Here is a 12,249-nt window from a genome sequence, read left to right as displayed (position 1 = left end):
TCGTATGAAAGATAATATTATTCTGGGTGTAGACATAGGAGGCACTGGGATCAAAGGCGGGCTCATCAATGTTGAAACTGGTGAGATGATTACCGAACGCCACCGTTTGGATACGCCCCAACCTGCAACTCCGGAAGCTGTAGCGGCTACTTTTAAGCAATTGGTAAAGTTCTTTAAATGGAAAGGCCCGATTGGGGTTGGTTTTCCTGCAATTGTTAGCCATGGTGTAGCGCTAAGTGCTGCAAATATTGATGCCAGCTGGATTGGAACCAATATTTCCGAATTACTAAGGGAGGCTTCAGGTTGCCACGTTTATGTGCTTAACGATGCAGACGCTGCTGGCGTGGCATCAATGCGCTTTGGTGCAGGCAAAGGTGAACAAGGAGTAGTGATGATGCTCACCGTGGGTACGGGCATCGGTTCTGCACTGTTCATTGACGGGCAGTTGGTCCCCAATACGGAACTAGGTCACTTGTTTCTTAAAAACAAGAAGGAAGTCGTTGAGAAAGCGGTCTCCAAAGTAGCACGTAAAGAAAAAGAACTCACCTGGGCGCAATGGGGTAAGATTTTTAATAAGTACCTACTGCATTTACAACGCCTGTTCTCTCCAGACCTCATTATTATTGGAGGAGGAGGTAGCAAAAGCTTTGACGAATACAAAGACGAACTAACCGTAGATTTTCGGGTAAAACCTGCGGGTTACCTTAACAAAGCCGGAGCTGTAGGTGCTGCCTGGTACGCTTGGGAACAGGAGCAAAAAGGATAAATAGCCCTATATACACCTAGAAATTAATGCGGTAACTCAGTATTGGAATAAACTCCAACTGGTATCGCGTGGTGATTTCTCCCAAATAACGATCATAATAGTCGTAGGCGGTATTCTGTTGACCACTCCAATTTTGGATATCTAGCGAAAGCATAGAATTCCAGGTTGCATGGTTTTTTTGGTAGTAAATCCGCAAGTCTGTCCGAAAATAAGCAGGTAGCTGATTAGTGAACCCTGCACCGTAATCGAAGACCGTAGTTCTAGCGGCTTGCGAAGCCTGGAGTAGTATCGGCGTTGAGCGTAAACCACCATTCCAGCGTACAGCTACATTGAAACCAAAGCGATTGGTGCGATCTAGTCGGTCTACGCCACTCCATTCTTTACCAAAGGTGAGTGCTGTGGCAAAATCTTGGGCAAAACGGGTCTTCACCCATTCATCCTGCTCATTGAGGTAGCGTGCATCGAACAAACTCCCACTGAGGACGTACCACCAGCCCCCAGTAGCAAATTGTTGCAAGCTAAGCTCCACCCCCTGGGTACGACCTTCGGTAGTTGCCGATGATTCCGGCAGTATGATTTCCAACTGATTGATTGCTGAGCGTGCTCCAGTTCCTGCTACCTGTGTGAGTTCTTGATGATAAACCTGAAGACTGATTTTACGGTTATCCCCCAGCTTACGGTTCCAGAATAAACTGTATTGCCGGGCCTTACGGGCCTGTAATTGGGGCGCGTAAGGGGAAGGAGCTTGTGTTGTGACATTGTACTCCCCTCCGAGGCTAGTTGTTTTATTGGCTAAATAGCTAACCGCTAAGCGAGGCTCGGAATATGTTTTTTCATCCAGCCAGTTTAGGTAGGTTGTCGCTCGCCATCCTAGTTGCAAGTTGAGTTTTTTGATTTGGTAGCGCCAATCCAGATAAGGGCTAAGCACGATCCCATCACTGACCCTTCCCGGAATTCCTTCGCCGCCGAGAGCAAACTCCCTGCTCACTTTTTGATCAAGGTATAAGCCTTCTATCCCAAAAGTGACACTACCAAAAGGCAACAGCTTTCGGCGATAGCTCAAGCGTAGTGATGTTTTTTCTTGCTCCAGATTATCGTATTCCCGATTTGGTAAGTCACTGGCCACCGCCAAGCGACTATTACGAATGCCTGACCAGGCACCCGATAGCAGCCAAAGCCCCTTATCTTGCTGGGGGTGCTGCCAATTGAAACCAATAGTCGCCATTTTTGAATCGAAATCAATGGTACTATAAAGGTCTTTTTCACTCTCCCAAGCCGTGGTGTCTTCTGACTGGATAAAGTCATTGCTACTCCTACCCATTATCCCAAAAAGTTGAAAAGCATTGCCTTTCTCTCCAGGAAAATTCAGCTTAAAGCTCAAATCTTGAAACCGAATATCTTCGTCACCGAGGGGAACGCCCAGGTCACTGAGCAGGCCTGTGAAGGAATAGCGATAGTTGACGAGATAAGAACTAGCTCCCTCCTTGATCGGCCCTTCGGTTGCAATGTCAAAACCGATGAGTCCGGCCTGAATGGTATGTTCTCTTTGTTCGTTGTTTCCGTTACGCAAGCGTAAATCCATCAGCCCGGCAGTGGCGTTTCCGTAGCCGGCAGGATAAGCCCCCAAGTAAAAATTGGCCTCTTCCAAAAGTTGCGCACTTAGCGCATTGACGCCACCGCCACTTAACGTACTGCGGTCGGAAAAGGTACCAGCGTTGGCGGTATGGTTGGGGTTTACAATTTCGAGCCCTTCGAGGCGCCAGTGCATTCCCAGTGGCGACTGCCCACGGATAACTAGGTGGTTGGCCTGATCATTGGCACCACTGATCCCAGGGTAGGCAGTAGCCAAGCGGGCCGGGTCATTGAAGGTAACTGGAAAACGCAGTGTTTCTTCCTGTGTGAGGCGCAACAGGTTAGGGCTAGCTCCGCTTTGAGGGGATCGACTAGCTTTGACGGTGATCGACGTCAGGCTGGTAGGGGCTTCCTGCAACTCAATGTCCAGTACTTGTTCTTTACCGGTTGACACCAGAACCTCTGCCATCTCCAGTTGTTGGTACCCCAAGAAGGAAACCTCAATCGTATACCTCCCGGGAGCTAAATCCGTGAAACGGAAGTTGCCCAATGTATCCGTGTCGGTACCTTTTTTGATGTTTTTGAGATAAACGGTGGCTCCGGTAAGATACTGCCCGTTATCGGCATCACGCACACTCCCTCGCAAAGTTGCCTGAGCATTTAGGCTGTAGCCCAAACAAAGAAAAAGCAATGACAGGAGGCCTAGTTGAATACTATGCGTCGTCTTGAAAAATCGAAAATATTTACATGTTACCATCATGGAGGCTTTTGAATCTCTCCACAAAGATGGGGCTTAGTAGGCGTAAAAAATAAATATCCCGCCCTATTTAGATGTGATGACCTAAAACCACTTTTTTGTAATCAAAAGGGTTGATGAGTTAACACATCACTTATCGCTTCTTTTAGTGAGCAGCTACTGCGCGACAAGCGCTTATTTAGCGGGCTGCTTTGGAAGACTTATCGTGAAAGTAGTTCCTTTACCTTCTTCGGAGCGCTTGACGAAAATTTTCCCTCCGTGGTAATCTTCGATGATCCGTTTGGTCAAGCTTAAGCCCAATCCCCAGCCTCTTTTCTTGGTGGTAAACCCAGGCTGAAATACCCTTTTGTGGTTGCTTGCAGGAATGCCCTTACCGGAATCGGTGATGTCTACAAAAACAAATTGGCTGTCTTCATAAACCTCAGCACTGATCTCTCCTTTACTGCCCATCGCATCGAGTGCATTACGTAAGAGGTTTTCGATCACCCACTCAAATAGAGGCGGATTAATAGCGACATTTTGTTGGTTCAACATCGGGTCAGGGAAATCAAACTTGACCTTACGAGAAGCCCGCCGTTGCATATAGTCTTTGCATTTTCCTAATTCCTCATAAATATTTACCTGGTCCAACTTAGGAACCGAACCGATCTTTGAAAAGCGATCAGCGATCAATTCCAAGCGCTGTACGTCGTTGCGTAGCTCCTCTACAACCTCCATGGTTTCCTCGTCTTCGGGGCGAAGAATTTTGAGGTGTTCAATCCACGCAACGATGGCTGAGATAGGTGTACCCAACTGGTGGGCTGTTTCTTTGGCCATGCCTACCCAAACGCGGTTTTGCTCTGAACGACGGGCAGAGTTGAGGCCTATGTAACCGAAGACAATAAAGCCGCCAATCAGTAAAAATTGGACGACTGGAAAATAGCGTAGCTGTGTTAGTATTTTGCTTTCGCCAAAATAAAGAAGGGTTCCGTAGCCTTCGATCGGTTCTGCTCCGTCCTCAATAAGCTCCTGCATTTTTTTCTGCAAATAAACTTTATTGGTATCGCGTTCTTCACTGCCCCAGTTTGCTCCCCAATCTACGCCACCGCTTTCGTTCACAATGATAACAGGGATCATCGTATTAGAAAGTAGAATCTCCGAATGTAATGTATAGTCACAGTAATCCTGCGCTTCATTATCCCAAGTGCTCAAGTCTTCTTGGGCAATGGCGTAAAAACGAGTGTTGTTTTGCTCTACAACGGCTAATCGCTCGGCCATGTAGCTGGTGTACCAAATAGAAAAAAGGATAATCACCAAGCCTAAGATCGCGAGGTACCATTTTTGCCGTGATTTTCGCTGATAGATATCCATAGAAAAATATAAGTTAGAGTAGGAATTGGAAGAACGGTATGAAGTGCTAGTTTAAGGCTAAATATTCAGCAACCCTTAAAGCTACGTTTTCCCTGATATTTTGGTAGTAAATATTCATATCACCAATGTGATAATTTTTTGTCATCATCAGCCAACTGCCAGGAAATTTGGGCTTCGAAGCCCACAACACAGGGCCGTACACCTGAGCATCAGCTGCTTCTGGGCGTAGTTTTTCAAACGGCCGAATCACCGCGCCATCGTTAAGGCTGGCTGGTGCGTAGGTGTCTTCCAATGTCCAGATTAAAGGATTGGTAACGACCACAGCGGGGTGGTTCTGCTTAGGTTCATAGCCCCGTTTGTAGGTGCGCCAGGCAGTATAGCAATTCAAATCGGTACTGTCTTGGCAAGGTTGCAAAGTTGTAAAAGCTGTGCTCAATACAGGAATTCCTACAATGTAAGCAGCCACCAGCCGGTTACTAAGTGGTTTATCATCAAAAAACTCTTTCAATAGACGAATCGCATGGGTAGTACCTTGGCTATGTGAAGCAATGATGATGGGACGATTCTGGTTGTGGTTGGCCAGATAGTAGCGAAATGCTTTGCGTACATCATCGTACGCCAGGTCAAAAGCACGCCGGGCGCTTAGGGTATCCTCTGTAAAGTAAGCATGTAAATGCGCCTGGCGGTAATAGGGCGCAAAAACCCGACCAGAACCATTAAAGATACTAGCCTGGTATTGGATGGGGCTATCGTTGGTCCGCTCGTTGAGCTCAGGGTCTTTTACCGGGCCATTCCACAGCTTATCGCCACGCTTACCGGTGTAAGTGGTAGGATGGAGAAAAAACACATCAACCTTGGCACTCGCTTGCTGGTCGCTGAGCCCGTCGGGTGTTTTATCGGCAGCATCTTGCCGCCAAGGCAATGCGGCCCAGTACCGATCCTGGCTATAATCAGGCGTAGTAGGCACCTGAGCTGATGAAAAGGGTTCACGTGGATGAACCTGGCAACTGGTCAGATAGATGGAGAATAAAACGATGCTTGAAAGCAGGTAAAGGAGTTTCATCTGATTTTTTATTGCTGAACATTGGAGTATCGTGAAATACGCAACATTCTTCGTGTCGCTGTAACCAATAGATTGCCGAAGGGTACTGCAAAAAGAGGCGTAGTGATTGCAAAAATACACGCCCTCGCTGATTCACAAAGATTAATCCTCAGAATGTTAAAGAGTAAGCTTAATTTAGAGACCAATAAAATAACGCTCACTATGAGATTTCTATTACTGCTCTTAATTTTTACTCTTACAACTTCTGCCCTCCGTTCACAAACAACAATGTCTGACGAAGAAGAAGTAGCACTAGTCATTAAAGCTTTGTTTGATGGTATGCGCACGGCTGATAGTACGACCGTTGCAGCCTTGCTTCACCCGGATATCCGGATGCAGAGTGTTGGTTATGACAAAGAAGGGAAACCTTATATGCAACAAGGCAGCAGCCAGCGGTGGTTGCAATCTATAGCGTCATTCCCTGCTGGTGCACTCGATGAACGCCTATATTCTCAGGTGATCGAGGTAGATCTACCACTGGCTACCGCCTGGACGGAGTATAGCTTTTTCCTCAATGGAGAATTGTCTCATTGTGGCACCAACGCTTTTCAGATGGTCAAAACGGCGGAAGGGTGGAAGGTCCACCAGGTGACTGATACCCGCCGCAAGGAAAACTGCACCGTGGAAGAACGTAGCTTGGCTGATAGTGTACACGCATTCGTAGATGCCTGGCATGTAGCTGCTGCCGAAGCCGATGAGGACACTTTTTTTGGCAGCATGTCCGAAGACGGCATCTACCTGGGCACAGATGCCACCGAACGTTGGCCGCGAGATACCTTCCACGTATGGGCACAATTTGCCTTCGACCGCGAGTCGGCCTGGGCGTTTAAACCGTATGATCGGCAGCTGTATTTCAGCGACAACAACAAGTATGTCTGGTGGGAAGAAATGCTCGAAACCTGGATGGGGCCATGTCGCGGCTCAGGCGTCGCCCACTTTGAAAATGGCCGTTGGTTGATCAAGCATTACGACCTTGCTGTAACCATCGACAATGATAAGATCGAGGGCTTTATAGAGTTGACTAAGGAGGAGTAGGAGCGGCACAAAAACAACTCGGGCTACCACGCCGTGCGAGGAACGAGCATGGTCGCTGGTAGCAAAGTTAGGTGTATTGTTTTTATATCATTGTATAAGATAATTTACTGAATGTTAAGTACACGATTCCTGAGGATTGAGTCTCGTAGTTAACATTGATGTCAAAGTATCTTAAATCCCCTTTCTTATATTTCGTTGGTTTCCACCTTAGATGATATGCATGGTTTATTGATCCAGATAAATACGAAAAAACATTCCTCAGATTCTCTGGCGATATCCTCATGAATGAACCAGTATTCTCACCTCCAGCTTTTGTGATTTTAGAGATACTGACTAGAAATTCGAGGTACTCGTCTTGGCCATAACCAACTGAATATATTGGTGTGTTGCTCCTCTCTGCTCTTGTATATATTTCATCGTAGCCTATCTCACTATTGTTATCGATTCCATCTGAAAGACATATAATCTGCTTGTAGCCTTCAAAATTCTCAATGACATCCAATGACAACTTGAGTGCATCCAATAAAGGTGTATCACCACCGGGCGTTATTGAATCAATTGCTTCATTTATTTCTTCAATGGCACTTGACCAAATCCGCTGTTCTCCAAAGTCTATAAAACCATCTCTATTGACACTATTAAAAGGGTATATAGCAAACTCGACATCGATCATTAGATTTAGTGAAAGTAAGGAATAAACTAATGCCTTACTAGCATCTTTTGCTAATGCAATCTTATTATTCTCATTCATTGACAAGCTACTATCAAGAGCTAATACAATTCTCATCTTCACATTAGAATCTACAGGTATTACCTCTAATAATTCGGCTTTGACTAATTCATCTCCTTGATACTCTATGATTTCAAAATTGTCTTTATCTAACTGGACAATCGGATAACCATTATCAAAGTCGTCTACTATATTAATCGTTGAAAATAATGAAACGGCTTTTTTATCTATCTTGCCAAAATTCATGCCACCAAGCTGCATTCTCTTTATATCGCCTTTGAACTCACTATTAGCAGCACTTGATAAGATTCGAAGATCTTTGAATTTCCGAAAAATCGCTACTAGCATTCTCCAAATTCGAATGCCAATTCGCAGAATACTGTGCTTATTTTCACTAATTTCTTTTTCTTGGATATTGAGATAATACAGAGAGAGCTGATAGATGTCTTTTCCTATGACATCAACTCTCAACAAATAGTCAATTAACTTCTTACCGCCAATTGGTATTTGCTCTTGGGTTCTTGATATTTCTTTATAAAACCGGGCTATATTTCCTAACTCTGCTTCAATCTTGTTGTCAATAATTATCTTATTGGTAAAGGAGTCTATTATCGCGACATCTTCCTCTTTTGCATATTCTGTTATTGTTTGTGAGTACTTTTCTTCTACTCTTTCTACTTCTGACAAATATTCGCTTATTGGTATTTGTAATCCCGGAAACCCAACGCCCTTTATCTGTGTGATTAGTTCTTTGATATCAGGTCGAAGGATTGCGGTGAGCAAAACAGAAAAGAGCACAATTGTAACAACGTCTATATACACTCTCACATCTTCATAAACCCCACGAGTAATTAGAATTGCCAACAAGGTTAAAATCACCCCGTTACGGATCGATTTTTCTGATCGTCCCCTAATCCATTTATTCAACCAGTTGACCATAAATATATTCGTTATACTATTGGATTAAAGTTAATCAATTCTAATTTTACACCTAACGGCTAGGGCTTGTTAGCGGTCGTGATTTTTTTAATATTTGCTCATAAATCTTCTCTGTCGTTCCCAATCGCCACTCTTATTACACTGCTCGATTTTTTCATTAATGTAGGTCTTTATTGGAATCAACTTAATTCCAACATCAGACTTCTCAATTATTGATTGGATATTCTTCCAATCTGCCATTTCTATGTCGGCGATTATCACATCTCCTGAATATGTTCCGCCGTTTCCTCTCCACCAAATTTCAGAAAACAATTCTCTATCTTGGCATAAGGAAATAAACAACAGCAATACCTCCTCGAATATCTCATTCATAGAGTTTCTTGCAATGTCAACTACAATATTCATCTTACTTGAATCAGAGTAATATTTACTTATATAGTCAATTAGAAAGTGTTTAGCTCTATTTTTTATTTCTTCTTTCAAATTTCTAAAAAATGAGTTGCAAAAATGATCTCCAATGCCGAAGTATGGTTCTTTTTCATCAACTAAATTAAAAACATTTTCTAATACAGGTTCTATGTTATCAACCTGCCATATGAAAGCAAAATTTCTATGGTCTGCGGAGACACTAAGTCGTTTATCTTGGTATAAATTATCAACATACTCAAAAAGAAAATTCGGTTCTTGTTTTAGGATGTTCAAGAATCCTTTCCCTTCATGATCAAAATGATTTTGAATATCATTTTGCTGGATATATGATTGTTTGATTAGTTCAAAATCATCTCCCAATTGGTCAAAATGGGTACTAAAAAAGTCCATCCAAACTTGGATATTAGTACTTTCCTTTTCATTCTTGTCAAATATAGTTTCTAATATTTTTTGGAATAAATTAGGTTCAATAAGTAGAAATCTTTTTAAGCGGTCAAAGTGGATTGTTCTTGCTTGTTTTATGCTGCTAATTGTGTGAATCAAATGGTCAACATAATCTTTACTGATGAGTGATTCATCTAAGTTGTCATAGAATGATAACTCCCATTGTCTTTTACTATTAAATTCTCGTTGGGTGTCATGGCTTATTGTTGGGTTCGATATTCCAAGCATATCAATTAATCGTGAGGGTAATAGCTTCATAAGAAACCCTGACTCACCACCTTTCTGCCCTTGTATAATCTCCCAAATTCGTGATACTTTTTCTTTTGTATTTAGATGGTTTCTAAAGGGAACTCTTGGTATATAGTTCGTTTCATTGTTTTCACTTATAACTTTACTAAAAATTTGACAACCTATCTCAAAATCATTTTTACAATTTTCATCTACAACGAGGTCAAGAGTTGTATTGTATTGCCAGTCATTTTTCGCAACTTTCTTCAAATACATGAAAGTATCGTAGAACTTTTCAAGCTCTTTGAAGTCTTTAAAGATAAAGTTACTTCGTATTTCTGCTTCCTTTAGTTTTTCATATTCTCGGTAATCATCAAACTCAAACATCTCTTTATCTCTAAATTTATCCCAATCAATCTTTAAGTAGTCTTCATACATTGGATTGGTAAATGACGATGAGAATGATGAGAATGAAATATGAGTTACCGAATTTCTATTGCACCACCTTATTTGGTCCTGAACATATTTACAATGCTCGAATGAAGAGGGGGTAAGTTTTTCTTTAATTATTTTGACTATGAATAGAATATCAAACTCCATTATTTCTTTTGTTACATCAGGAGTTACGTTTGAATAACTTTTCAACAACTCAAATGAATTTATAGGGTCTGCATCCCAATTTTTTTCAAGTGAATTCCAAATGTTTGTACGAAATTCTTGGATTAGTGGGCTATTAGGAATTGAATAATGATACCAGTAAAAGGAATGATTTCTACCTCCCTTTGTATGTTGAAATTTATATTTCAAAAAGGTTTTTGACAATTCATAAAAGGCTACTGACAATAATGAGTCACTATTATTTAAACCACTTATTAATATCTCAAATAAAACATTTTGTCGAGTAGGGCGATGCCTCATATCTTCTCTATCGAAGGTCATTTTCTCCCTAATCTTATGAATTAGTTCTGGTAGATGCTCGGGCTTCTTCCTTGAGTACTCAAATGCTAACTCAAGTGAATCTTTTAAATATTCACTTGGGAATCGAAAGAATTCGCCTAAAAGTTCGATCACCTCATTCTTTTGATACGAAAAGGCATTATTTTCATATGCGACCTCATATGTCGTATTAGAATTGTCTGGTAAAGATGCTACTATTGAATATATAAATTCAATTGATTCGTTCATTAAATAGAACCAAAATGTAGATAAGAATTTGAACGCCTTTTCTTTATCATTCTTAATATGCTGCCAATAATTTTGCAAGTGTGGGAGTAGCTTGTCCATTACATTCCTTGAACCAAATGTATTATTAGCAGGAATTACACAATCGTTAAATCGTGTACTGTTCTCATCAAAGTACCTATTGAGTAAAATCTCAAAGGAAAGTAAGTTGTCTTTTATGAATGCTTTATAAAAAAAGTATGTGGAGAGATTTTGTTCAGGTATTTTAACGTGTTCAAATTGTATCTCTACTAATTCCAACTGGTCTAACTTATCAATAACATCTATAAAATCAGAATACACAATATCGAAACTCCTAAGAATCGATTCTGTTATTTCCTTATTCTTATATGGAATTGTAAAGAAAAATGCTATCAAGCCGAGGCATTTTATGTTTAATTCTTTTGCAAATTCGCCATCATCTTTAATGAATGTTGAAAAATAGTTTTCAAACAAATCTGACACATCATGAAGAGCGTAAATATTTTGTTCAGCTCTGGCAAGTAAAGCAGTCATAATTGCAAGTCTCGGGTTACCGTCCGCAATTCTTACAATTTCTTTATGATAATCAGGATTTAAGATATTAAATGGATCTGCTTTAATTATATCAGTTACTTGTTCATCTGAAAACTTTTCTAAATCGAGCCTTTTTGGAAAAAATTCTTGACATAATATTCCAATTTCTTGAAAGGCATAATCGCGGACTGTAATAACTACTTTTAATTGCCCTTTCCTAATAGCTCTGTAAAAGCCTGTTATCTGATTAAAAGCATCTATTCTATTTGCGTCATCAACAAAAAGTACATAATCTTTTTCTGAGTCAAAGTATTGAAATAAATCGTCTAATAATGTATGATGCTTATATGAGATGCAATAAGCTCCAAATGACAAGTTATCTGCAAGAAACCCTTTTATCCCTTCAAGTGCCAATTTAGTTTTTCCAACACCAGGTGCACCAGTTAATATTACAAAATCATTTTCGTGAATCGCTTGCCGTAATTGATTAAATTCATTCTCTCTATGTAAAAATGTATTATTCAAGGGAGTAGAAATACCCTTAGACGCTTTATTGTATTCGCCGATAAATGTCTCCATTGATACGATTTGTCCAGTATCCAATGGCAACCCCAAATATTCGTGTGCTAAATCTCTATGATTTAAATGAAGCTCAATTGCCAATTCTTGGAGCATGAGGTATCGAACGGTTACATTATTGTTATACCTTTTGACTAGAGTATTTAATTTGAGAATTTCTTTTTGGTCAATATTCCAGTTTATGCAGAGGACGATTTCTTCAACTTTGTTGATTGGTACTTTTGTTTTCTTAAAATTAAAGCATGCTCGAATATCATTTGCCAATTTATCTTTAGTACTTATATCTGTTGTGATTTCAACGAATAAGTAATTTCCATTTGGCAAGAGGAAGAATGAGTCGGGTGTACCTTTTGTTGTTTTCTGTTTCCCTGTCTGACTTCCTGTTCGTGAAAATGCAAGATAGTTCTTGTTCTTTAGCTTCAAATAGCTATCACACAGCTCTTGGAAGACTGTTCCATTTATTGATTTAAGTTCATTTTCTATCGCTTGAAATCTACTCACTCTTTTCTTTTTTATTTTTCATGACCGCTAACTTGTTTTTATGCGCAACACCTAGTTGGACTTACGCGAAATACAGAAAG

The 12,249-nt window shown here is 40.9% G+C and carries 7 protein-coding genes; 2 read left to right on the top strand and 5 right to left on the bottom strand.

Annotated features, from left to right (window positions below; translation table 11 throughout):
• The first annotated feature begins 4 nt into the window (after nucleotides 1-4).
• A complete protein-coding gene (ppgK, locus tag A3EU_RS0116700; RefSeq protein WP_020537335.1) occupies nucleotides 5-766 on the top strand; it encodes a polyphosphate--glucose phosphotransferase in 762 nt (253 codons plus the stop codon).
• 16 nt (nucleotides 767-782) lie between these two features.
• Here the strand turns inward: ppgK and A3EU_RS30835 are convergent, their stop codons facing one another.
• The 3 genes from A3EU_RS30835 to A3EU_RS30830 form a co-directional block, all read right to left on the bottom strand.
• Nucleotides 783-3,098 carry a TonB-dependent receptor gene (locus tag A3EU_RS30835; protein WP_083937455.1) on the bottom strand — a complete coding sequence of 772 codons (2,316 nt, stop codon included), beginning with the start codon at nucleotides 3,096-3,098 and terminating at the stop codon, nucleotides 783-785.
• Nucleotides 3,099-3,269: 171 nt separating this feature from the next.
• Complete coding sequence (locus tag A3EU_RS0116690) at nucleotides 3,270-4,445, bottom strand: sensor histidine kinase (RefSeq protein ID WP_020537333.1); 1,176 nt, start codon at nucleotides 4,443-4,445, stop codon at nucleotides 3,270-3,272.
• 46 nt (nucleotides 4,446-4,491) lie between these two features.
• Entirely contained in the window at nucleotides 4,492-5,508 is a 1,017-nt protein-coding gene (locus A3EU_RS30830; RefSeq protein ID WP_020537332.1) for a DUF3089 domain-containing protein, read from the bottom strand.
• Nucleotides 5,509-5,709: 201 nt separating this feature from the next.
• Here A3EU_RS30830 and A3EU_RS33955 point away from each other — a divergent pair, with 201 nt between their 5' ends.
• Complete coding sequence (locus tag A3EU_RS33955) at nucleotides 5,710-6,582, top strand: nuclear transport factor 2 family protein (RefSeq protein WP_169433365.1); 873 nt, start codon at nucleotides 5,710-5,712, stop codon at nucleotides 6,580-6,582.
• A gap of 82 nt (nucleotides 6,583-6,664) precedes the next feature.
• Here A3EU_RS33955 and A3EU_RS0116670 read toward each other — a convergent pair whose 3' ends face one another.
• Complete coding sequence (locus tag A3EU_RS0116670) at nucleotides 6,665-8,251, bottom strand: vWA domain-containing protein (RefSeq protein ID WP_020537330.1); 1,587 nt, start codon at nucleotides 8,249-8,251, stop codon at nucleotides 6,665-6,667.
• Between the two features lie 87 nt (nucleotides 8,252-8,338).
• On the bottom strand, nucleotides 8,339-12,169 hold the full coding sequence (locus A3EU_RS0116665; protein WP_020537329.1) for an nSTAND3 domain-containing NTPase: 3,831 nt from the start codon (nucleotides 12,167-12,169) through the stop codon (nucleotides 8,339-8,341).
• Nucleotides 12,170-12,249 lie beyond the last annotated feature (80 nt).

Source organism: Lewinella cohaerens DSM 23179 (assembly GCF_000379805.1).
Taxonomy (GTDB): domain Bacteria; phylum Bacteroidota; class Bacteroidia; order Chitinophagales; family Saprospiraceae; genus Lewinella; species Lewinella cohaerens.
The sequence above is the reverse complement of the archived record's forward strand: the minus strand, read 5'-3'. Positions and strand labels throughout refer to the sequence as shown.

Bases quoted from the DNA above. Each gene is read 5' to 3' on its own strand.
- ppgK (WP_020537335.1), top strand. From the start codon at position 5: ATGAAAGATAATATTATTCTGGGTGTAGACATAGGAGGCACTGGGATC.
- A3EU_RS30835 (WP_083937455.1), bottom strand. From the start codon at position 3,098: ATGATGGTAACATGTAAATATTTTCGATTTTTCAAGACGACGCATAGT.
- A3EU_RS0116690 (WP_020537333.1), bottom strand. From the start codon at position 4,445: ATGGATATCTATCAGCGAAAATCACGGCAAAAATGGTACCTCGCGATC.
- A3EU_RS30830 (WP_020537332.1), bottom strand. From the start codon at position 5,508: ATGAAACTCCTTTACCTGCTTTCAAGCATCGTTTTATTCTCCATCTAT.
- A3EU_RS33955 (WP_169433365.1), top strand. From the start codon at position 5,710: ATGAGATTTCTATTACTGCTCTTAATTTTTACTCTTACAACTTCTGCC.
- A3EU_RS0116670 (WP_020537330.1), bottom strand. From the start codon at position 8,251: ATGGTCAACTGGTTGAATAAATGGATTAGGGGACGATCAGAAAAATCG.